Origin of the sequence: Streptomyces sp. RKAG337 (genome assembly GCF_023701715.1) — a bacterium.
In the GTDB taxonomy this organism is placed as follows: Bacteria; Actinomycetota; Actinomycetes; order Streptomycetales; family Streptomycetaceae; genus Actinacidiphila.
Genome location: NZ_JAJOZA010000001.1, coordinates 1,828,990 through 1,850,899 on the forward strand (window position 1 = coordinate 1,828,990; position 21,910 = coordinate 1,850,899).

Genomic DNA, 21,910 nt, shown 5'->3' on the forward strand with positions numbered 1-21,910 from the left:
TTGCGCACGCCGTAATGCCGTAATGCCGTAACACGGAGGGATTTACCGGGGGATGAGCAGCGCGACGACCGCAGTGATGAGTGTGCACCCACGGCCAGGGCGGATCGGCGGAGTGCGGCTGCATCAGGTGGTGCTGGTGGAGATTGCCGCCGCGCTGGTGCTGGTCGGGTGGGTGACGAACAGGATCCTGCTCGTACCGATGGGCCTGGTGGCAGTGGTGTTGGTGCTACTGGCGGTGCTGCGACGGCGGGGCCGGCCGGTCGCGGAGTGGCTGAACGCGGCGCTCATGCTGCGCGCTCGGCAGCGGACGGCGAGTCAGCCGTGGGTACCTGATGGGGTGGATCCCGCGCTGGCACCGGTTGTCGAGTGCGAGGCGGCGCTGCGGACGTGTACGTACACCGACCGGCAACGTGAACGCGATATCGGCATGGTGGGTGACGGGACGTTCCTGGCGGCCATGTTGCTGGTACAGGCACGTGATGAGCCACTGCGGATGGCACGCAACGCGCGGCCGCTGCCTTTGGCGCTGTTGCACGACGCATTGGAAGTGGACGACATCCGGCTGGAGTCGGTGCAGGTCGTGCAGTACACGCAGCCCGCGCCTGGACCGCATCTGCCCGAACAGGCCGCGGCGGCACGGTCCTACGGGCCGCTGCAGGAGAAGGCCGGTACACCGGCGATCCGACTCACGTGGATCGCGTTGAAGCTCGATCCGGAGTTGTGCCCGGAGGCGGTTCAGGCGCGCGGCGGCGGGGTCGGCGGGGCGCAGCGGGCGCTGCTGCGCGCCACGGACCAGCTGGCGAGCCGGCTCGCAGGGGCGGGAATCGACGCCTCGGTGCTGACAGAAGCGGAGGTGACCTCCGCGCTGGCGACTTCGGCCGGAGTGAATCCCCAGGCGAGCGCGCTCGCCGCGCGGGCCGGCGTGCCACTGCGGCGCACCATGGAAACCACCCGTGCCTGGCGCTGCGACGACCGCTGGCACACGACGTACTGGGTCGGCCGCTGGCCGCACTTGGGTGCGAGCGCAGTCCCGGCGGCGAATCTGGTCGCCCTGCTGACCTCGATGCCCGCGCTGGCCAGCAATTTCAGCCTGGCGGTGTCGCGCGGGACCGGCCGGACGGCGGCGATCAGTGGGTACGTCCGGCTGACCGCACGCAGCGACCAGGAACTGGTTTCGGTGCGGAAGCAGTTGGAACGTGCCGCACGTGGCGTCAGAGTCGGCCTCGTACGGCTGGATCGTGAACAGCTGCCAGGCGTTCTGGCGACCTTGCCCCTCGGAGGAGCCCGGTGACGGCCGACGGCATGACGTCCGCGACCGTGACCGCGACGCCTGCGACCAGACAGGGGCGGCCCGGATTCGGGCTGCTCGGCCCACGCCACGACCGGCACATACTGCCCGCAGATCAGCTCGGCGCGCTGTCACTGCCGCTCGGGGACGACGGAGTCGTGGCGGGCGTCGATGCCGAGGGACAGCCCGCGGTACTCGGGTTCTTCCGCCCCTCCCAGCTCGATGTCGTCGTCATCGGCAGTGTGTGGACAGCGCAGGTGCTGGCCCTGCGCACGGCCGGCACGGGTGCGCGGGTGGCCGTCGAAACGGCCCGGCCGCAGGCCTGGACGGGGCTGGCGCAAGCCGCGGGTGGCGGACAGCAGTGCATGACGGTGCACGACGTCAAACAGGTGGGGCCGCAGGGTCCTTCGGTTTCCAGCCCGGTGCTGGTCGTAAGGGACTGCGGGATGCGACCACCGCGCAGTCGGCTTGCTGCCGGGCCGTGGCAGTCCGTGCTGACACTCCTGCCATTCCTGGGTCCGACGGCACCGCGACTGCTCGCCAACGCCGGGCTGGTCGGTATCCAGCGGGTCTCTCCGGAGGAGGCGCAGGTCCTCTCCGGGATTCTCCGGCTGCCCCGGGCAGAGACGGAGTCCCTGTCGTCCTTGGGCGACAACATGATGCTGTGGTGTACATCTCAACACCAGAAGTTCGTCATGCTGCAGCCGACGGATGTCGAGACGGGACTGCTCGGCACCCCGCGCCGTATGGACTAGGTCCTAGGGGCGCACCGGCTCCGGCGGGCCGACGAGGGCGGATCCGGAGCCGTGGGCGAAGGTCTGCGCGGTCCCGGAGATCCGGCGGACAGGGCGGGCCTGCCGTGGAACTGCCACCGATGATTAGGCTGTCCCTCAGAGCGGCAGGAGCTGTAGGGGGCAGACAGCCCGAACGGGGCGCGGCAGGGCTGCTGCGATACACGGGGAGGGGTTCAACGGTGAAGCACGCCGGATTCCTCGATCTCGTCCGCCGCGAGCGGCCGACCGACCGTCCGTCCCTGTCGTTCGGATGCGTTTCAGAGATATACCAGGAGGCATTGTGAGCAGCGATCGGGACGAGAACCGCGTGGGCGGGGCCGCCCCTGTCGAGGAGCAAGGCGACGCCGACTACACCGGTGAGTTCACCTTCGACTACACGCCGCCCGCCTGGTACATGCAGAACAGCGGTGGGGACGACAGCGGTGACAGCGGCGACGACCCGGATACGGATACCGACTCCGGTGCGGCTGCGGATGAGGACTCCGGTGCCGGCGACGCTCCCGCTCCCGCGGTGCGTGAGGAGTCCCGGCCCGAGCCTGAGCCCGCGCCCTGGGTGACGCCTCCGGCGGCGCCCGTTCCTCCCGCTCCCCTGCCCGTGAACCCGGTTTCGCCGCCTGCCGCACCGCCGGCCGCACCGTTCGCGGCGCCGTCGCCGGCTCCTGATGCCGCGAGCGAGCCGTCCTGGTCGGCGACCTCGGTGCCGTTCGTCCCGGCTCCCGCTCCTGCTCCGGCTCCTGCAGCAGCTCCGGAACCGGCTGCCGCCGAGGCCGCGGCGCCCGCCCCTTCCGTTGTTCCGGCGTTCCCGACGCTCAAGCCGAGCGGCGGCGAGGACCGTCCCGCGGACGCCCCCGTCGCGGAGCCCGAGCGGGACGACGACGAGCTGCCGGGCGCGGTACGGAGCGAGTCGACGGTGCGGATCGCGCCCGGCTCGCTGCGTACACGGCCCGGAGCGGGTACGGCCGAGACCCCGTCGGCTCCCGTGGAGCCGGAGCAGAAGCCGGCACCGGTGATGGACGCTCCGCCGTCCGAGGGTCCGGTGTGGGTGCCGACGCCGCCGCCGGCCCCGGTCGCGCCGTGGTCCCCGGCCCCTCCGCAGAGCGCGGTCCCGCCGCTGCCGCCGCACTTCCAGGCCGCGGACGCCCCCGCGCCGCCGCCGCTCCCCGACGACCGGGCCACCCCGCCCACGGGTGCGCCGTGGCCCGCTCCCGCGCAGTCCGCGCCGACGCCTCCCGGCGCCGACTACACGTTCGCTCCCCCGGCACCCCCGGAGACCGTCGAGCCCGCCGCCCCGCCGGCCGGCTACGGCTTCCCGCCGGCCCAGCAGGGACCGGGCACGCCGAACCTTCCCGCCCCGCGCGCGGCGGAGCCGCTGCCGCAGGGCGGATACGGCTTCCCGCGGCCCGCCGACGCACCCGCGCCGACGCCGACGCCCGTCCCGGCGGACCGCCAGGAGGACCACACTCCCCCGCCGCAGCCGGCGTACGGATTCCCGCAGCCGGGAGCGCAGCGACCGCCGCTCGCGCAGGACGGCTACGGGTTCCCGCGACCCACCGCCGACGCGCCCGCTCCTGTGCACGCACCGGCCCCGGCACCCGCTCCGCAGGACTTCGCTCCGGCCCCCGCGCCGGAGGACCGTACGCCGCCGCCCGCGCCCTGGCCGAACCCCGCGCCGGCCGCGCCCGCCCCGGCCCCGCGCCGCAGCCCGAGTACGGGTTCCCGCCGGCCGGAGCGCAGCCGCAGCTCCAGCCCCAGCCGCAGCCCCCGTTGTCGCAGCAGCCACCGCAGGGTGGGTACGGGTTCCCGCAGGCCGCCGACGCTCCCGCGGCGCCGCAGGTGCCCGAGGACCGTGCTCCCGCGCCGTCGGCCGCCCCGTGGCCGAGCCCCAATCCGCCGGTGCCGCAGCCCGGTTACGGGTTCCCGCAGAGTGGTCAGCCGCAGCCACCGCAGCCGCAGCCGGGCACCTTCGCGCCGCTGCCGCAGCCCGCTCCGGAGGACCGCGCCGCTCCGCCGACCGGCGCGCCCTGGCCCAATCCGGCGCTGCCCCCGGCCGCCCCGGCCCCGGCGCCCCAGCAGGGTTACGGGTTCCCGCAGGGCGGGGCTCCGCAGCCGCCCGTCGCGTCCGGTCCCGGTCCTGAGGCGTCCGCGCCCATGCCGCCGGCCGGTTACGGATTCCCGCCGCCCGCGGCGCCGTTGCCGCCGGAGGCCAGCCCCGGTGCGGCGTTGCAGCCGCTGCCGCCGCACGGCGGGTACGGATTCCCGCCGCCGGGACAGCAGCCGCAGCCCCAGCCGCCGGCCCCGCAGCAGCCACAGCAGCCGCAGCCCCAGCAGTACGCGCCGCCGCAGGCCCAACCGCAGGTCCAGCCGCAGCACCCGGCTCCGCCGGAGGACCCGTCGGCCGATCCGCGTACCGGCGGCTGGCCGACGGTGACGCCGGACCAGCGGCAGCGTTCCGTACAGGGCGCGCCGCTCGGCTACACCGCGGCCGTCGAGCTGTCGTCGGACCGGCTGCTGAAGAACCAGCCGAAGCCGAAGCGGCCCGGTGCCAACGCGACGCCGTCGCGGTTCAAGCTCGGCGGCAAGAAGGAGGAGGCGGAGCGGCAGCGGAAGCTGGAGCTGATCCGTACTCCGGTGCTGTCCTGCTACCGGATCGCGGTGATCAGCCTCAAGGGCGGCGTCGGCAAGACCACGACGACCACCGCCCTGGGCTCGACGCTGGCGACCGAGCGCCAGGACAAGATCCTCGCGATCGACGCCAACCCGGACGCCGGCACGCTCGGCCGCCGGGTCCGCCGGGAGACCGGTGCGACCATCCGCGACCTGGTGCAGGCGATCCCGTACCTCAACAGCTACATGGACATCCGCAGGTTCACCTCGCAGGCGTCCTCCGGGCTGGAGATCATCGCCAACGACGTGGACCCGGCCGTGTCGACCGCGTTCAACGACGAGGACTACCGCCGGGTCCTCGACGTGCTGGGCAAGCAGTACCCGATCATCCTCACCGACTCGGGTACCGGTCTGCTCTACAGCGCGATGCGCGGCGTGCTCGACCTGGCCGACCAGCTGATCATCGTGTCCACGCCGTCCGTCGACGGCGCGAGCAGCGCGAGCACCACGCTGGACTGGCTGTCGGCGCACGGCTACGCCGAACTGGTGCAGCGCAGCATCACGGTCATCTCCGGGGTCCGCGAGACCGGCAAGATGATCAAGGTGGACGACATCGTCGCCCACTTCCAGACGCGCTGCCGCGGGGTGATGGTCGTCCCGTTCGACGAGCACCTGGCCGCGGGCGCCGAGGTCGACCTCGACATGATGCGTCCCAAGACCCGGGAGGCGTACTTCAACCTCTCGGCGATGGTCGCCGAGGACTTCATCCGCGCGCAGCAGGCGCAGGGGCTGTGGACCGCCGACGGGAACCCGCCGCCGCACCTGGCACCGCCGGTCCCCGGCCAGCAGCAGGGTCCGCAGCAAGGCCAGCCGCAGTACCAGCAGCAGCCGCCTCCGCCCGGGTTCCACGGCCAGGCGCCCCAGGGTCCGGGTCAGCCGTATCCGCAGGCACCGCAGGCACCGCAACCGCCGCAGCAGTACCAGCCGCAGGCGCCGCAGCCGTACCAGCCGCAGCCCCAGCAGGGCTGGCCGCAGCAGCCGCCGCAGCAGGCACCGCCCGAGCAGCCGCCGGGCTACGGCTACCCGCCGCCTCCGCCCCAGCACTAGCGCGGAGCAGTAGCCACAGCACCACCCCGGAGGGCCCCGTCGCAGCAGCGGCGGGGCCCTCTTCGCGCGGTGGCGCGGGCCGCGGCGTACATCACCCGGTGTAGTCCCGTTCCATCCCGGGATGCAGCCGGGCGCCCGGGAGTTCCGCCTGTGGGTCATCGTGCGCGCCCTGGTCGGCGGCCTAGCGTTGGGGCATCCCCCGACCGCTGCCGGCCAAGAGGACCTTCCGATGATCGAAGCCCACGCACTCACCAAGCGCTACGGCGAGCGCACCGCCGTCGAGGACCTCAGCTTCACCGTGCGGCCGGGAGCCGTCACCGGTTTCCTCGGCCCCAACGGCGCCGGGAAGTCCACCACGATGCGGATGATCCTGGGCCTGGACGCCCCGTCGGCCGGCCGGGTCACGGTGAACGGCCGGCACTACGCCGACCACCGGGCGCCGCTGCACGAGGTCGGCGCGATGCTGGAGGCCCGCGCGATCCACACCGGGCGCTCGGCGTACCACCACCTCCTGGCGCTCGCCGTCACGACGGGCATCCCGCGCGGCCGGGTCGACGAGGTGATCGACATCGTGGGTCTGCGCGAGGTCGCGAGGAAGCGCGCGGGCGGCTTCTCGCTCGGCATGGGGCAGCGCCTCGGCATCGCGAGCGCGCTGCTCGGCGACCCCGCGACGCTCGTCCTGGACGAACCGGTGAACGGCCTGGACCCCGAGGGCATCCTGTGGATCCGCAATCTGCTGCGGAGCCTGGCCGCCGAAGGACGTACGGTCCTGGTCTCCTCGCACCTGATGTCCGAGATGGCGCTCACCGCCGAGCACCTGATCGTGATCGGCCGCGGCCGGCTGATCGCCGACACCTCGGTGGAGGAGTTCGTCCGCGGCGCGGCGGGCACCTCGGTACGGGTGCGGACCGATGACGCGGACCGGCTGCGGAGGCTGCTGGCGGGCCCTGCGGTGACCGTGGTGTCGGAGGCCGCGGGGGTGCTGGAGGTGACCGGTCTGACCAGCGACCGGATCGGCGGGATCGCCGCCGACCACGCCATCGCCCTCGCGGAGCTGACTCCCCAACAGGCCTCCCTGGAGCAGGCGTTCATGGAATTCACCCGGGACGCCGTCGAGTACCAGGCGCCGCCCGTCGCCAACCACGAAGGGCGTGCGGCATGACCACCCTCCTCGACCGTCCGGCCGCCGCGAGCGGTCCCGCCGTCCGCGGCCACGTCACCCAGCTCCGCGTTCTGCACTCCGAGTGGATCAAGCTGCGCACCCTCCGGTCCACGCTCGTGACGCTGACCGCCGCCGTGGTCGTGATGATCGGCCTCGGACTGCTCTTCTGCGCGGTCAGCGCGAACCGCTGGCCGCACATGGACCCGGGTGAGCGGCTCAGGTTCAGCGCGGCCGGGGTGAGCGTGCGCGGCTTCCTGCTCGCGCAGCTCGCCGTCGCGGTCCTCGGCGTCCTCGTCGTCTCCGGCGAGTACGCGACCGGCATGATCCGCGCGACGCTCGCCGCCGTCCCGCGACGGCTTCCGGTGCTGTGGGCGAAGGCCGCCGTGTACACGGCGGTGACGTTCCTCGCGATGACGACGGCGTCGCTCATCGCGTTCCTGGCCGGCCAGGCGATCCTGTCCTCGCAGCACATCGGTACGTCCCTCGGTGCGCCCGGCGCCGCCCGCATGGTGTTCGGCGCCGGCCTGTACCTCACCGTGGTCGGCCTGCTGAGCGTGGCGCTCGGCACTCTCATCCGCAGTACGGCGGGCGGCATCGCCACCGTCTTCGGGCTGCTCATGGTGCTGCCGCTGCTCACCGAGGCGCTGCCCACGACCTGGTCCATCAGCGAGTACCTGCCGAGCAATGCGGGACAGGCACTGCTGGCGGCCCACCGGGAGCCGCATATCTTGGCCCCATGGACCGGCTTCGCAGTCTTCTGTCTCTACACGGCCGTCGCTCTGGCAGCGGCGGCGGCAGCACTCAAACGCCGGGACGCGTGAGCCGGTGACGCCCGCCGCGCCCGCGCTCCGGCAAACGGTGCGGTCCTGGCGCGCCCATCTCGGGCGCGCCAGGCAGCTGGTGCGGGCGAAGCTGCCGCCGGTCGCCGCCGACGCCGTGCTCACGGCGGCCATGCTGTTCGCGACGGCGGGCCTGGCCCACCGTGATCTGTCCCGCTCGACGTCCCTCGTGGTCTTCCAGTGGCTGCTGCTGATCCCGCTGGTGTGGCGGCGCCGGGCCCCGCTGGCCGTCTTCGGCGTCATGGCGGCGGTCGCTTTCCTCCAATGGCTGGCGGGCGCCCCGCTGCCCGCCGATGTCGCGCTGCTCATCGCGCTGTACACCGTGGCCGCCCACTCCTCCCGGCTCCGGACGCTGTCGGCCGTCGCCGTGCTCGAACTCGGCTCCCTGCTGGCCGCGTTGACCTGGGCGACGCACGGACGCACCACCCAGTCGTTCATCGCGCTGTCGGCGATGGTGATCGCCGCCGCCGTGATCGGGGTCAACGTGCGCACCCGGCGCGCGTACCTGGCCGCGCTGGAGGACCGGGCCGGACGGCTGGAGCGGGAGCGCGACCAGCAGGCGCAGCTCGCGGTGGCCGGTGAACGGGCCAGGATCGCCCGCGAGATGCACGACATCGTCACGCACAACCTGTCGGTGATGGTCGCGCTCGCCGACGGCGCGGTCTTCGCGCAGGAGCGGCACCCGGAGAAGGCGGCCGCCGCGATGCGGCAGGTCTCCGGGACCGGCCGGCAGGCCATCACCGACATGCGCCGTTTCCTCGGGGTGCTGCGCGCCGACGAACCGGACGCGCTGCGCCATCCCATGCCCGGCATCGCCCAGTTGGAGCCGCTCGCCGAACAGGTGCGCGCCGCCGGGCTGCCGACCCGTCTGAGTGTCAGCGGCAACCCGGACGCGGCCACCGCGGCGGCCCAACTCACCGTCTACCGACTGGTACAGGAAGCCTTGACCAACACTCTCAAGCACGCCCCGGCCGGCACCCGTGCCGAGGTCCGGGTGCGCTGCTCCCCCGATGCCGTCCGCGTGGACGTCACCGACGACGGCCCCGCCGTGACCGCGCCCGCGGATCCGTCCCCTGCCGCGTCCAAGCACGGGAACGGGCACGGGATTCCCGGGATGCGCGAACGGGCCGCCGCGTACGGCGGGCAGCTCGACGCGGGTCCGCAGCCGGACGGCGGCTGGCGGGTCTCGGCCGTGCTCACCCTGAATCCGCCCCAGGACGAGGACGCGCTCCAGGACAAGGACGGTGCCCTGTGACGATCCGGGTGCTTCTCGTCGACGACGAACCGCTGCTGCGGATGGCCTTCACGATGGTCCTCGACGCCCAGCCCGACATGGAGCCGGTCGGCGAGGCCGCCGACGGCGCCGAGGCCGTCCGCCTCACCCTCGCGCTGCGGCCCGACGTGGTGCTGATGGACGTCCGGATGCCCGGCACGGACGGGATCGAGGCCACCGGCCGGATCGTCGAGTCCTGCCCGGAGACCCGGGTGCTCATCCTGACCACGTTCGACCTGGACGAGTACGCCTTCGCGGGGCTGCGCGCGGGCGCGTCCGGCTTCCTGCTCAAGAACGCGCTGCCCGAGGAACTGCTCGCCGCGATCCGGTCGGTCGCCGCGGGCGACGCCGTCGTCGCACCCCGGATCACCCGCCGCCTGCTGGAGAACTTCGCCCACCAGCTCCCGGCCGGCAACAGCGCCGCGGAAGGGGACGAGCGCCTGGGCCGGCTCACCGCCCGGGAGCGCGAGGTCCTCGTGGAGGTCGGCCGCGGGCTGTCCAACACGGAGATCGCCGCGGGCCTGCACCTCGCCGAAGCCACGGTGAAGACCCATCTGAGCCGGATCCTGGTCAAGCTCGGGCTGCGCGACCGCGTACAGGCGGTGGTCTTCGCCTACGAGACCCGGCTGGTCCGACCGGCGTAGGGCCGGGGCCGGAGACCCCGGCCCCGGCCCGGCACCCTGGATGCGACCCGGAGGGTCAGGAGCTCGGCGTCGGCGCCGCGTCGATCAGCTCGCGGGACTGCTTCACGTCCTCCACCATCCGCACCAGCAGCGCGTCGATCGAGTCGAACTTCTCCATCCCCCGCAGATACGCGAGGAAGTCGACGGCCACGTGCAGCCCGTACAGGTCCAGCCCGACGCGGTCGATCGCGTACGCCTCGACCGTGCGTGCGGTGCCGTCGAAGGTCGGGTTGGTGCCGACCGAGATCGCGGCGGGCATCGGCTCGCCGTCGACGTGCAGCCAGCCGGCGTACACGCCGTCCGCGGGGATCGCCGTGTGCGGCAGCGTCTCGACGTTCGCCGTCGGAAAGCCCAGCTCGCGGCCGCGCTGCGCGCCCCGGACGACGACGCCCTCGACGCGGTGCGGACGGCCCAGGATCTCCATCGCGCCCGCCACATCGCCCTCGGCGACCAGCCGGCGCGTCATCGTCGACGAGAACGGCTCACCGCCGCCCGCGGAACCGCGCACGTACAGATCGACGACGTCGACCTCGTAGTCGTACTTCAGGCCCATCGCGGAGAGGAACTCGACGTCACCGGCGGCCTTGTGCCCGAACCGGAAGTTCGGGCCTTCGACGACGAGCTTCGCGTGCAGCGCGTCGACGAGCACCGTCCGCACGAAATCGCCGGGCGACAGCTTCGAGAACTCCGCGGTGAAGGGGAGGATGAGCAGCGCGTCGACGCCCAGTCCCGCCATCAGCTCGGCACGGCGGTGGTGCGCGGACAGCAGCGGCGGGTGACTGCCCGGCCGCACGACCTCGCTCGGGTGCGGGTCGAACGTGACGACCACCGACCGGACACCCAGCTCACGGGCGCGGTCGACGGCCCGCCCGATGATCAGCTGATGCCCCCTGTGCACGCCGTCGTAGGAGCCGATGGTGACGACGCTGCGTCCCCAGTCCCCGGGAACGTCCTCCAAGCCCCGCCAGCGCTGCACCTTGACGCTCCGCTTCCTCGTCGTACCGAATAGCTGTGTATGCCTGTACGGGTCCAAGCCTGCCATGTCCCCGTGCCGGGCTCAGCCACCGGCCCCGCCGCCGCGCCCGCGGCACGGGCCGCGACCTGCCCCTACGGGGTGGACGGTACGGCGAGTTGCTCGCACAGCCGGCGGGCGCTGGGGCCGATGACGGCGTCCCAGGCGCCGTCGGAGTCCAGCCAGCCGCGGACCAGCCGGGCGAAGCACGGGGAGGCGGCGGCGAGCTGGACGAGGCGCCGGTCGAAGTGCGCGGCGCCTTCGGGGGTGCGCCCGAGCAGCAGGCCGAGACGGTGCACGAGATCGCGGGTGAGCAGCGGGGGACGGCGGGCGCAGCCGTCCGCGGCGGCGCCGAGCAGCGCGTCCAGCACGTCGGGGTCGCGTTCGCGTTCCAGTGCCACGTCGAGCAGTTCCTGGCGCATCGGCCGGGAGATGTGGCTGCCGGGCGCGGCGAGCACCGGGGCGACCGCGCGCCGCACCTCCGGCGGGTGTTCCCGCAGCAACTCCACGACCAGCGGAAACACCACCGCGCGGGCGGAGGCGCCCTGCTCGAGACGCCGGTCGAGGAACTCCGCCGCGTGGACGGCGCCCTCCGGCCGGTGCCGCAGATGGTCCCGTACGAGGCCGGCCGCGCGGCGGGCCAGCGCGGGCGTGGTCACCGCCGCCAGTTCGCGCAGCACCTCCCCGGCGCCGGCGCCCGGCTCCCGCAGCCGTCCCTGGAACGCGGCGAGCACCGGTTCCGGATGCGAGGCGAGCGCGGCGGCGAGGGCGCCGGCCGGCAGCTGTGGATCGCCCGCGGCGAAGTGGGTGAGCGCGGCCGGCAGATGCCGGGAGCGGGTCGCGGGGTCCCGGACGAGGAGGGCCAGCGCCGCTCCGTGCAGCGTGCAGTCCGCGGTGCGGGCGAGCATCGCCAGCGCCGCGTACCGCAGCAGTTCCCGGTCGGCGTCGGATCGTACGTAGGGCGCGGCGCGCAGCCCGTACGCGGCGGCGGCGACGTGCCGGGCGGGTCGTTCCTCGTGCGCCCAGCGGTCGACGGCGCGGCAGACCGCCGACGGTTCGTCCTCCGCGAGGGCGGCCAGCAGTTCATCGGCGCCGGGGTGCGCGGCCTCGACCAGCGCCTCGGTCAGATCGTCCACGGCGCGGTGCCGGTGGGTGTGCAGCAGCGCCTGGACGGCGGCGGCGACGGTCGGCCGCGGGCCTCTGAGCGCCGTGTCGGTCTGCAGCGGCCGGTCGTCGCCGAACCAGCCGCAGATCACGGGGAGCGCGGCGCGCGGCGCGCCACAGAGCAGTTCTCCGACGGTCGGGAGGAACCGCTCGGACGGACCGGGCGGGCTCTGGACGCCGTGCATGCTCTGGAGGTTCTGTGCGTTCTGCGGGCTCTGCGGGTTCTGCGGTGGTGGGCCGTCGGCGGGCAGGAGCAGGCGCAGCAGGTCGAGCCGCTCCCCCAGCGGCAGCTCCAGCCGCCGCCAGAACCAGGGGCCGAACTCCGCCAGTCCGCCGAGGCCCTGCGGGCCGAACCCGCCGCGCTCGATCGACCGCACGGTGATCCGTTCCGCCAGCAGCCGCAGCACACCCCGGTACTGATCGGCGTCCGGCACCCGCAGCAGGACCTCACCCAGCAGATGCGCCGCCCACCACACGGCGTCCGCCCGCCGGGCCGCTTCCGGCGCGGGCACGGGTGGGCGCGGCTCTCCGCTCGCACCGGCTGCGGGGGGCGTCGCCGGGGCCGGCTCCGCCGCGGCCGGACTCCGGGGCGGCGGGACCGCCGCGCGCCCCGCAGCGGGCCGCCGGTTGGGAACGGTGTCCGCGTCGAGATCCGCCTCGTCCGCCGGCGGATCGCCCGCCAGGGATCGGTCCATGAGGCGGTCCATCAGGTCAGGAGCCGGCCCGGCCACGTCCGGCTCGCCGTCCCGCTCCCCTTCCGGCTCACCGTTCGCCGCCGGCCGGGGCGGTGTCCCGGGGTGTGGCGGTGTCCGCGGCGGTGGCGGGGCGGCGAGCCGGCTCGGCTCCGCGGCCTGCTGGTCGAGGGCGTGGATCAGCGTTTCGAGGTGCCGGGCGAGGGCGGTGGGGCCGGACTGGCGGGCGGTGAGCAGCAGGGACTGGATGACGGGGCCGATGCGGTGGCGGGGCACCGGAAGCGAGTGCGGAGCGGTGGCGGGGCCGACCGGAGGGGCCGGCGGCACGGTGTGGCCGGGGGCGTGACCGGCGCGGGCCCCGGGGCGCGACGGCAGCCGGACCGGGGCCTCCGCGGCGCCCGCCGGGGCGGCGAACCACCGGTGGACGAGGGCGAACAGGGCCTCGTCCAGGTCCAGGTGCAGGCCCTGCAGCCAGTCGGCGAACTCCTCGTGCGCGAAGCGGTATCCGGCTCCCGCCGGAACGACGAGGCCCTCGGTGAGGACCGCCGAGGCCCAGCCCGTGCGCCAGGGGAAGAGGTCCTCGAAGGACTCCCGGTCCAGCTCGCCCTGGCCGGGCCCCAGACAGCGCCGCGCCGCCTCGTGCACCTGCCCGGCGACCCGGGCGGCCAGCCGCCGGACGGCGGTCCCCCGGGCGGGGCTGTCGGCGCCCGCGGTCAGCCGGACGGCGATCCGCAGGCACACCAGGTCCAGATAGGCCGAGAAGATCTCCGCCCGGCCGGGCACGGCGTCCCCGGCGGGTGTTCCCGCCGGGTCGGGCGCCGCCGGTTCCGGGAGGGCCGCGCGGATCTCGGCGAACAGCCGCAGGGCCAGCGGATGGGCGGCGTCGGTCGCGGCCAGCGCACCGGGCGGGATCCCGTACCGGGCTCTGGCGCGCACGGCCTGCCGCTCGGGGAGGTCGCCGAGCCGGACGCAGAGCGGCAGCGCGCGGGCCGGGGCGCCGGGCGGCACGGCCGGCGCCTCCGCCGGCACATGGAGCATTCCGGCGGGGAACAGGGCGCCCGCCTGCTCCCAGTACTCGGGCCGGCACGCCACGACCAGCCGGACACCGCCGGCCCGCAGCCAACTCGCCGTACCGGCCGTCCAGTCGGGCAGCGCGTGCGCCAGAACGGGCGGCATCTCCTCCGGGCCGTCGAGCAGGACGAGCAGCGGCCGGCCCGCCGACCGGGCCAGGTCCGCGACCGCGTCCGGGGAGGCGACGGGCGCCTCGCCCCTGCTGTCGCCCGCCGCCGACACGATCCGGGCCGCGGTGCGCAGCGAGCGTTCCACCGCGTCCTTCAACCCGCCGTCGCCCGGCCGCAGTTCGGCGCCGCGCAGCCACACCGTCGGGGCGGGCTCCGCGCCCCGGGCGCGGCGGGCGGCCAGCGCCGCCAGTTCGGTGGTGCGCCCGCAGCCGGGGTCGCCGACCAGGCCCAGGACGAGCGGTCCGCGGTCCCCTCCCCTGCCGAGGAAGTCGCGCAGCTCGTCGTCCGTCCCCGGCCTGGCGACCGGCTCACGCCATTCGCGCGGTACGGCCGCGGAACCGACCGAGGTGGCCGTCAGCTGCAGCGCGCCGGCGAGGTTGAGGTGCGGCCCGTAGGCGGGCACGGTGGCGGCGTTGCGGGCGAGCAGCTCCGCCAGCGGCCCCGATCCGGCCCGCAGCGGGACGGCGAAGCCGCCGGCCCGGTGTCCGGCGTGCAGTGCGGTGGCGATGACGGCCAGCACCGCGCCGGTCTCCGCGTCGATCACGGGGCTGCCGGACGCCTGCGGGTGGACCCGCAGCACCTCCGGGGTGTCGAGGGCGAGTTCGTAGACCTCGTCCAGGAGGTGGAAGCGGTCGGTCGCGGTGTACGTCACGGACGCGGTGCCGACGACGACGGCGTCCGTCCAGCCGCGGGCCCGCAGCCGCACCCGGCGTTCCGGGTGCGCGGGCCCGGAGGCGGCGACCGGCAGCGGCCGGAGACTGATGCCTTCGGTCGCGACGAGCGCGAGCCCCAGTTCCGGCAGCGGCGTGATCGCGTCCGCGCCGACGAGGCAGACCTGGTCGCCGGGGGCGTGCAGCACCAGCCGGGCCAGTCCGTCGACGGCTTCGTGACTCGTCAGGAGAGTGCCGCCGAGATCGGCGAGGAATCCGGTACCGCGCGGCCGCCCGGCCAGATCGCACACCCGCACCAAGGCGTCGTCACCGTCGCAGGGCCGCACCGCCATCCGCGCACCTCCCCGCTGGTCAACCGCCTTCCACGGTATGCCCACGGTGATCGCCCGCTACTGATCGCGCACCCAACGCGCCCCCGTACACCCCGAAGTTCACTCCGAGCGCCCGCCCGTTGGGGTGAATTCCGGGTGTGGGGAGGATAGGTATACGAGCAGGAGGGGGATCGTGGAGCGGGCGTCCGCGCGGGGACACGGACGCCCGCTCCACGATGGGGTCGCCCGCCGGGCGGACGCCGCCAGGTGTCGGACCCGGCCTGGCCGAGCATGTCGTCCTCGTCGAAGCCCAATTCGTCGCCGTGACGCAAGTGCGACGAACCTCAGACGAGGACCGCGAGGATCTTCGTCTGGCCGTCGCGGTCCTCGACGAGGGCCAGGAAGCGGCCGTCGGGGTCGAAGGCCGCGTGGGTGCCGGGGCCCATGCCGTCGGTCTTGAGGCGGACGCCGTTGACGAGCAGCCGGGCCTGGTCCGCGTCCACGTCCCAGCGGGGGAAGGCCGCGGCGGCGGCCTCGCCGATCGGCATGACCTGGAAGGCTTCCGCGCCGTCGGCCTGGTACGTCGCTTCGAGCTCGTCCACGGTGCGGGCGCTGCTCAGGTCGTACGGGCCCACCCGGGTGCGCCGCAGCGCGGTCAGATGGCCGCCGGTGCCCAGGTCCGCGCCGAGATCGCGGGCCAGTGCCCGGATGTAGGTGCCGGAGGTGCACTCGACGGTGACGTCCAGGTCCAGGACGGCCGTGCCGTCGTCCGCCGTCGCGGTGCGGTTTTCGTGCAGTACGAAGGAGGAGACGGTCACCGGGCGGGAGGCCAGCTCGAACTCCTCGCCCTCCCGGACCCTGGTGTACGAGCGGACGCCGTTGACCTTGATCGCGCTGACCTTGGACGGCATCTGCAGGATGTCGCCGGTCAGCCGGGCGATTCCGGCCTGGACGGCCGTCAGCTCGACCCCGGCAGCGCCGGCGGTCTCCGTGACCTCGCCCTCGGCGTCGTCCGTCACGGTGGTCTGGCCGAGCCGGATCGTCGCGACGTACTCCTTGCGGGTGAGCGCGAGGTGGCCGAGGAGGCGGGTGGCCTTCTCGACGCCGATGACGAGCACTCCGGTCGCCATCGGGTCGAGGGTGCCCGCGTGCCCGACGCGCCGGGTGCCGGCGAAGCGGCGGATGCGGGCGACCACGGCGTGCGAGGTGAGCCCGGCCGGTTTGTCGACGATGACTAGGCCGTCCGGGCCCTGGCCTTTGCGCTTCATGCGGTCGCGGAGCCCTTGTCGTCGTCCTTCGCGGTCTTCGCCGCGTCGGCGTCGGCGTCGGCGTCCGCCGCGTCGTCCTCGCCGTCGAGGTCGAGGTCGTCCTCGTCCTCCACCGGCTTGCGGTACGGGTCCGCGTCGCCCGCGTACGAGGCGTCGGTGGCGGCCTTGCGCACCTGCTCGTCCGAGGCACGTGCCCTGGCCAGCAGATCGTCGATGGTCTTCGCGTTCTCCGGGAGGGCGTCCGCGACGAACGTCAGCGTCGGGGTGAAGCGCACCCCGAGCTGCCGACCGACCTCGGAGCGCAGGATGCCCTTGGCGCTCTCCAGGGCGGCGGCGGAGGCCGCACGGTCCTCGTCGTCGCCGTAGACCGTGTAGAACACCGTCGCGTCCTGCAGGTCACCCGTGACCCGGGTGTCCGTGATCGTCACGTAGCCGAGCCGCGGGTCCTTGATCCGCCGCTGCAGCGTCTCCGCGACCACGACCCGGATGCGGTCGGCCAGCTTGCGCGCCCGCGAGGTGTCGGTCACTTGTCCGTCTCCTTCTTCGTTACTGCTCTGGTCTTCCAGGCGCCGGCCGACCGCCGATCGGTCAGTCGTCGTCGCCGTGGATCCGCTGCCGTGCCGACAGCAGTTCCACCTCGGGCCGGGCGATCATCCATCGCTCGCACCGGTCGAGTACGTCCTTGATGTGTCCGAGATCCCCGGACACGACCGCGATGCCGATCTCGGCCCTGCGGTGAAGGTCCTGCTCGCCCGTCTCCGCCACGCTGACCGCGAACTTGCGGTGCAGCTCGGCGATGATCGGGCGGACGACGGACCTCTTCTCCTTGAGCGAATGTACGTCGCCGAGGAGGAGGTCGAAGGACAGCGTTCCTGCATACATGGGCGACAGGGCTAGCCGCCCTGGGAGGCCTCGTCGTTACGCCCCTGGTGACAGGCGCGATCCATGATGTGAACGGTACACGCAACGGCCGGGGCCGATCGACGGAATATCTCCGCCGACCGGCCCCGGTGACATGCACTGCCCGTGCGCAGCACGGCCCACCAGGGGTGGTGGCCGGGCGGCGGGTGGGCGATCAGCCGCGCGGCTTCTCGCGCATCTCGTACGTCGCGATGACGTCGTCGACCTTGATGTCGTTGTAGCTGCCGAGGTTGATACCGCCCTCGTAGCCTTCCCGGATCTCGGTGACGTCGTCCTTGAACCGGCGCAGACCCTCGATGTTGAGGTTCTCCGCGATGACCTTGCCGTCGCGGAGGAGTCGCGCCTTGGTGTTGCGCTTGACCTCGCCCGAGCGGATGAGGACACCGGCGATGTTGCCCAGCTTGGAGGAACGGAAGACGTCGCGGATCTCGGCGGTGCCGAGCTCGACCTCTTCGTACTCCGGCTTGAGCATGCCCTTCAGGGCCGCCTCGATCTCATCGATGACCTGGTAGATCACCGAGTAGTACCGGACGTCGACACCCTCGCGCTCGGCCAGCTGCGTGGCGCGGCCTTCGGCGCGCACGTTGAAGCCGATGACGATGGCGTCGGAACCCGATGCCAGGTTGATGTCCGACTCGGTGACCGCACCCACACCGCGGTGCAGGATGCGCAGGTCGACCTCGGCACCGACGTCCAGCTGCATGAGCGAGGACTCGAGCGCTTCGACCGAACCGGACGCGTCGCCCTTGATGATGAGGTTGAGCTGCTGCACCAGACCGGCCTGCAGGGCCTCGTCCAGGTTCTCCAGGGAGAACCGGACACCCTTGCGGGCGAACGCCGCGTTCCGCTCACGAGCGGCACGCTTCTCGGCGATCTGACGGGCCGTGCGGTCGTCGTCGACAACGAGGAAGTTGTCGCCGGCGCCGGGCACGTTGGTGAGACCGAGCACCATGACCGGAGTCGAGGGGCCCGCTTCTTCCAGCGTGTTGCCACGGTCGTCGAGCATCGCGCGGACTCGGCCGTACGCGTCGCCGACCACCATGGTGTCGCCGATGCGCAGGGTGCCGCGCTGCACGAGCACGGTCGCCACGGCGCCACGGCCACGGTCGAGGTGAGCCTCGATCGCGATGCCCTGTGCGTCCTGCTCCGGGTTGGCCCGCAGGTCGAGCGAGGCGTCCGCGGTGAGGACCACGGCCTCCAGCAGGCTGTCGATGTGCAGACCCTGCTTGGCGGAGATGTCGACGAACATGGTGTCGCCGCCGTACTCCTCGGCCACGAGGCCGAACTCGGTCAGCTGACCGCGCACCTTGACGGGGTCGGCGCCTTCGACGTCGATCTTGTTGACCGCGACCACGATCGGCACGCCGGCCGCCTTGGCGTGGTTCAACGCTTCGATCGTCTGCGGCATGACACCGTCGTTGGCCGCCACCACGAGGATCGCGATGTCGGTCGACTTGGCACCACGGGCACGCATGGCGGTGAACGCCTCGTGACCGGGGGTGTCGATGAAGGTGATCTTGCGCTCTTCACCGTTCACCTCGGCCGCGACCTGGTAGGCACCGATGTGCTGGGTGATGCCACCGGCCTCGCCCGCGACCACGTTGGTCTTGCGGATCGCGTCGAGGAGGCGGGTCTTACCGTGGTCGACGTGACCCATGACGGTCACGACCGGCGGACGGGAGACGAGCTCTTCCTCGCCACCCTCGTCCTCGCCGAACTCGATGTCGAAGGACTCGAGCAGCTCGCGGTCCTCCTCCTCCGGGCTGACGATCTCCAGGACGTAGTTCATCTCGTCGGCGAGCAGCTGCAGCGTCGCGTCGGGAACCGACTGCGTCGCCGTGACCATTTCGCCGAGGTTCAACATCACCTGGACGAGCGACGCCGGGTTGGCGTTGATCTTCTCGGCGAAGTCGGTGAGAGAGGAGCCGCGACGCAGTCGTACGGCGGCACCGTTACCGCGGGGCAGCAGCACGCCGCCCACGGACGGGGCCTGCATGCTCTCGTACTCCTGGCGACGCTGGCGCTTCGACTTGCGACCACGGGCCGGACGGCCGTTCGGGCCGCGGCCGAAGGCACCCTGCGTGCCGCCACGGGCGTTGGGGCCGCCGGGACGGCCGCCGAAGCCGCCGGGACGGGGACCAAAGCCACCGCCACCGCCGGGAGCACCACCGGGACGCGGGCCGCCGAAGCCGCCGGGACGCGCACCGGGACCGGCCGGACGGCCGGCGAAACCGCCACCGCCGCCGCCACCGGGACGAGCACCGGGACCACCGCTGCCGCCACCGGGACGAGCACCGGGACCGCCACCGGGACGGGCGCCGGGACCGCCGGAGCGGCCGCCGGGACCACCGGACGGGGCGGGACGCTGCGGCATCATGCCCGGGTTCGGGCGCGGGCCGGAGCTCTGCGGGCGGGGCATGCCGCCGGGAGCCGGACGACCGGCACCGCCGGGACCGCCCGAACCACCAGGGCCACCGGCGGAACGAGGCGCGCCGCCGGGACGCGGAGCGCCACCGGGGCCACCCGTGCCGGCCGGACGAGCGGGACGCTCGCCGCCGGGAGCACCCTGGCCGCCACCGCCGGGACGCGGGGCGCCACCGGGGCGCTGCATCCCGGTGGAGCCACCGGAGGTGAAGGGGTTGTTGCCCGGACGGGGACCCGCCGGACGGGCGCCACCGGGACGCGGGGCGCCACCGGGCGCACCCTGGCCGGCCGGACGGGCCGGACGGTCGCCACGCGGCGCGGCGTCACGCTGACCGCCGTCACGGCGCTCTTCGCGCTGTGCCGGGGCCGGACGTGCCGGACGGGGGCCGGGAGTGGCACCCGCGGGACGCGGCGCGGAGGACGGAGCCGCCGGAGCGGAGGCCGCCGGCGCCTGCTGCGCCTGCTGGGCCGGAGCCGGGGCGGAGAACTCCGCGACCGGTACCGGAGCCGCCGGAGCGGGCTTGACCGGGGCCGGCTTCGGACCCGGACGGGGGCCGGCCGGCGTGGAGCCGGTGCCCGTGGCGGCCGGAGCCGCCGGAGTTACGGGGGCGTCCGCGGCCGGCTTGGGAGCCGGCGCAGCGGGACGGGCCGGCGCACCCGGAGTGGGGGCGCCAGGCTTGGCAGGCGTCGCCTTGCGGGGCGCGCCAGGCTTGGCAGCGGGCTTCGCGGCGTTTCCGCCACCGGGCCCCTGCAAAGCGTCAGTCAACTTGCGAACAACCGGCGCCTCGATCGTCGAGGACGCCGAACGTACGAATTCACCAAGTTCTTGCAGCTTGGCCATGACGACCTTGCTCTCAACTCCGAACTCCTTGGCGAGTTCGTATACCCGGACCTTAGCCACTTCGCTCCTTTTAGGTCCGGGGTGATCGTCCGCCGGACCGTCGCTACTTCATGCTCGTACTCATCGCGTACTCATCGAGTGGTGCTCATCGCAATCTCGACCTACTTCCGACTCGCGAGGTACCTGACCGCACGGATACCCGTGCCGTTCACTTACGGTGCCGCCACTTCGACGGGCTTGGTGTTCTGCTCGACGTACCGGCGGAGTTCCGCGGTGTCGAACGTCTCCTTGGACCTGAAGGCCCTGGAGAAGGCCCGGCGGCGAACCGCCAGGTCGAAACAGACCAGGTCGGGGTGCAAGTGAGCACCCCGACCGGGCAGCGTACCGCGAGGATCGGGGACGCACGCGTCACCGCTCACCGCCACACGCAGCAGATCGTTCTTGGCCACCCGTTCCCGGCAACCCACACAGGTTCGCTCAGGGCACGCAAGGGAACGCGTCCGGCCAGACACTGCTAAGTCTACCTCCCCGCGCCGACCTCACCCCTTCGGGTTATTCGACGCACGGTTGTTCGATCAGTCGTGAGTTGACGTTCAGGCGCGCGAAGTGTCCGATTCGTCGGACTCCTCGGCGCCTTCCGGCTCGATGTCCGGACGGATGTCGATCCGCCAGCCGGTCAGCCGGGCGGCGAGGCGGGCGTTCTGCCCCTCCTTGCCGATGGCGAGCGACAGCTGGTAGTCCGGCACGGTCACCCGGGCCGAGCGGGCCGACAGGTCGACGACCTCGACGCGGGACACCCGGGCCGGCGACAGCGCGTTCGCCACCATGTCGGCCGGGTCGTCCGACCAGTCCACGATGTCGATCTTCTCGCCCTGCAGCTCCGCCATGACCGCCCGCACGCGGGAGCCCATCGGGCCGATGCAGGCGCCCTTGGCGTTCAGCCCGGAGCGGGTGGAGCGCACCGCCATCTTCGTCCGGTGGCCGGCCTCGCGGGCGATCGCCTCGATGACGACCGAACCGTCCGCGATCTCCGGGACCTCCATCTTGAACAGGGCGCGCACCAGGTTGGGGTGCGAGCGCGACAGCGTCACCGACGGTCCGCGCACGCCCTTGGCGACGCGGACGACGTAGGAGCGCAGCCGCACACCGTGCTTGTAGTCCTCGCCCGGCACCTGCTCCTGCACCGGCAGGATGGCTTCCATCTTGCCGATGTCGACCAGCACGTTCTTGGCGTCCATGCCCTGCTGGACGACACCGGAGACGATGTCGCCCTCACGGCCGGCGTACTCGCCGAACGTGATGTCGTCCTCCGCGTCCCGCAGCCGCTGCAGGATGACCTGCTTCGCGGTGGAGGCGGCGATCCGGCCGAACCCGGAAGGGGTGTCGTCGAACTCGCGGGGCTCGGCGCCCTCGGCGACCTCGGACGCGTCCTCCTTCGCCCACACCGTCACATGTCCCGACGACTTGTCCAGCTCCACCCGGGCCCGGCGGTGGCTGCCCGGCTCCCGGTGGTAGGCGATGAGGAGCGCCGACTCGATCGCCCCGACCAGCAGGTCGAACGAAATCTGCCTCTCCTGCACCAAACCCCGCAGGGCCTTCATGTCGATGTCCACGG

General features: G+C 73.4%; 15 protein-coding genes and 2 pseudogenes. 8 read left to right on the forward strand and 9 right to left on the reverse strand.

The genetic code is table 11. The features are described 5' to 3' along the window. Nucleotides 1-112: 112 nt before the first annotated feature. The 3 genes and pseudogenes from eccE to LNW73_RS36635 all read left to right on the forward strand — a co-directional run. Complete coding sequence (eccE, locus tag LNW73_RS08010; protein WP_374118258.1) at nt 113-1,291, forward strand: type VII secretion protein EccE; 1,179 nt, start codon at nt 113-115, stop codon at nt 1,289-1,291. An 11-nt stretch (nt 1,292-1,302) separates the two neighbouring features. After that, nucleotides 1,303-2,043 (forward strand): hypothetical protein, encoded by a 741-nt coding sequence (locus tag LNW73_RS08015; protein WP_250992848.1) that lies wholly within the window; start codon nt 1,303-1,305, stop codon nt 2,041-2,043. Nucleotides 2,044-2,332: 289 nt separating this feature from the next. Then, a pseudogene (locus LNW73_RS36635) lies at nt 2,333-2,431 on the forward strand (hypothetical protein); the annotation flags it as partial. 23 nt (nt 2,432-2,454) lie between these two features. Here the strand turns inward: LNW73_RS36635 and LNW73_RS36300 are convergent. After that, complete coding sequence (locus tag LNW73_RS36300; protein WP_250993136.1) at nt 2,455-3,267, reverse strand: hypothetical protein; 813 nt, start codon at nt 3,265-3,267, stop codon at nt 2,455-2,457. Between LNW73_RS36300 and LNW73_RS08025 the strand changes: the two are divergent. From LNW73_RS08025 to LNW73_RS08045, 5 genes and pseudogenes are all read left to right on the forward strand, one after another. Next, nucleotides 3,194-5,793, forward strand: a pseudogene (locus LNW73_RS08025) (AAA family ATPase). The gene LNW73_RS36300 and the pseudogene LNW73_RS08025 overlap by 74 nt on opposite strands. Before the next feature lie 229 nt (nt 5,794-6,022). Beyond that, nucleotides 6,023-6,955: an ABC transporter ATP-binding protein gene (locus LNW73_RS08030; protein WP_250989470.1), complete on the forward strand. Its 933-nt coding sequence runs from the start codon at nt 6,023-6,025 to the stop codon at nt 6,953-6,955. Then, on the forward strand, nt 6,952-7,776 hold the full coding sequence (locus LNW73_RS08035) for an ABC transporter permease (protein WP_250989471.1): 825 nt from the start codon (nt 6,952-6,954) through the stop codon (nt 7,774-7,776). The genes LNW73_RS08030 and LNW73_RS08035 overlap by 4 nt, the downstream gene beginning before the upstream one ends. 4 nt (nt 7,777-7,780) lie before the next feature. Continuing rightward, entirely contained in the window at nt 7,781-9,049 is a 1,269-nt protein-coding gene (locus LNW73_RS08040) for a sensor histidine kinase (protein ID WP_250989472.1), read from the forward strand. Continuing rightward, complete coding sequence (locus LNW73_RS08045) at nt 9,046-9,711, forward strand: response regulator (protein WP_250978019.1); 666 nt, start codon at nt 9,046-9,048, stop codon at nt 9,709-9,711. The genes LNW73_RS08040 and LNW73_RS08045 overlap by 4 nt, the downstream gene beginning before the upstream one ends. A 55-nt stretch (nt 9,712-9,766) precedes the next feature. Here the strand turns inward: LNW73_RS08045 and LNW73_RS08050 are convergent, their stop codons facing one another. The 8 genes from LNW73_RS08050 to nusA all read right to left on the reverse strand — a co-directional run bounded on the left by LNW73_RS08050 (nt 9,767) and on the right by nusA (nt 21,908). After that, nucleotides 9,767-10,726, reverse strand: a complete 960-nt coding sequence (locus tag LNW73_RS08050; protein WP_250989473.1) for a bifunctional riboflavin kinase/FAD synthetase — start codon at nt 10,724-10,726, stop codon at nt 9,767-9,769. Nucleotides 10,727-10,857: 131 nt separating this feature from the next. Further along, nucleotides 10,858-14,862 (reverse strand): serine protease, encoded by a 4,005-nt coding sequence (locus LNW73_RS08055; RefSeq protein WP_250989474.1) that lies wholly within the window; start codon nt 14,860-14,862, stop codon nt 10,858-10,860. A 323-nt stretch (nt 14,863-15,185) separates the two neighbouring features. Then, nucleotides 15,186-16,109: a tRNA pseudouridine(55) synthase TruB gene (gene truB / locus LNW73_RS08060; RefSeq protein ID WP_250989475.1), complete on the reverse strand. Its 924-nt coding sequence runs from the start codon at nt 16,107-16,109 to the stop codon at nt 15,186-15,188. Continuing rightward, on the reverse strand, nt 16,106-16,636 hold the full coding sequence (gene rbfA / locus LNW73_RS08065) for a 30S ribosome-binding factor RbfA (protein ID WP_250989476.1): 531 nt from the start codon (nt 16,634-16,636) through the stop codon (nt 16,106-16,108). The genes truB and rbfA overlap by 4 nt, the downstream gene beginning before the upstream one ends. Before the next feature lie 61 nt (nt 16,637-16,697). Further along, nucleotides 16,698-16,991: a DUF503 domain-containing protein gene (locus LNW73_RS08070; protein ID WP_138356689.1), complete on the reverse strand. Its 294-nt coding sequence runs from the start codon at nt 16,989-16,991 to the stop codon at nt 16,698-16,700. Nucleotides 16,992-17,184: 193 nt separating this feature from the next. Beyond that, complete coding sequence (gene infB / locus LNW73_RS08075; protein ID WP_250989477.1) at nt 17,185-20,355, reverse strand: translation initiation factor IF-2; 3,171 nt, start codon at nt 20,353-20,355, stop codon at nt 17,185-17,187. A gap of 152 nt (nt 20,356-20,507) precedes the next feature. Beyond that, nucleotides 20,508-20,807: a YlxR family protein gene (locus LNW73_RS08080; RefSeq protein ID WP_138356691.1), complete on the reverse strand. Its 300-nt coding sequence runs from the start codon at nt 20,805-20,807 to the stop codon at nt 20,508-20,510. A gap of 81 nt (nt 20,808-20,888) precedes the next feature. Next, a complete protein-coding gene (nusA, locus tag LNW73_RS08085) occupies nt 20,889-21,908 on the reverse strand; it encodes a transcription termination factor NusA (protein WP_250978013.1) in 1,020 nt (339 codons plus the stop codon). Nucleotides 21,909-21,910 lie beyond the last annotated feature (2 nt).

Bases quoted from the DNA above. Each gene is read 5' to 3' on its own strand.
- LNW73_RS08015 (WP_250992848.1), top strand. From the start codon at position 1,303: ATGACGTCCGCGACCGTGACCGCGACGCCTGCGACCAGACAGGGGCGG.
- LNW73_RS08030 (WP_250989470.1), top strand. From the start codon at position 6,023: ATGATCGAAGCCCACGCACTCACCAAGCGCTACGGCGAGCGCACCGCC.
- LNW73_RS08035 (WP_250989471.1), top strand. From the start codon at position 6,952: ATGACCACCCTCCTCGACCGTCCGGCCGCCGCGAGCGGTCCCGCCGTC.
- LNW73_RS08055 (WP_250989474.1), bottom strand. From the start codon at position 14,862: ATGGCGGTGCGGCCCTGCGACGGTGACGACGCCTTGGTGCGGGTGTGC.
- truB (WP_250989475.1), bottom strand. From the start codon at position 16,109: ATGAAGCGCAAAGGCCAGGGCCCGGACGGCCTAGTCATCGTCGACAAA.
- LNW73_RS08070 (WP_138356689.1), bottom strand. From the start codon at position 16,991: ATGTATGCAGGAACGCTGTCCTTCGACCTCCTCCTCGGCGACGTACAT.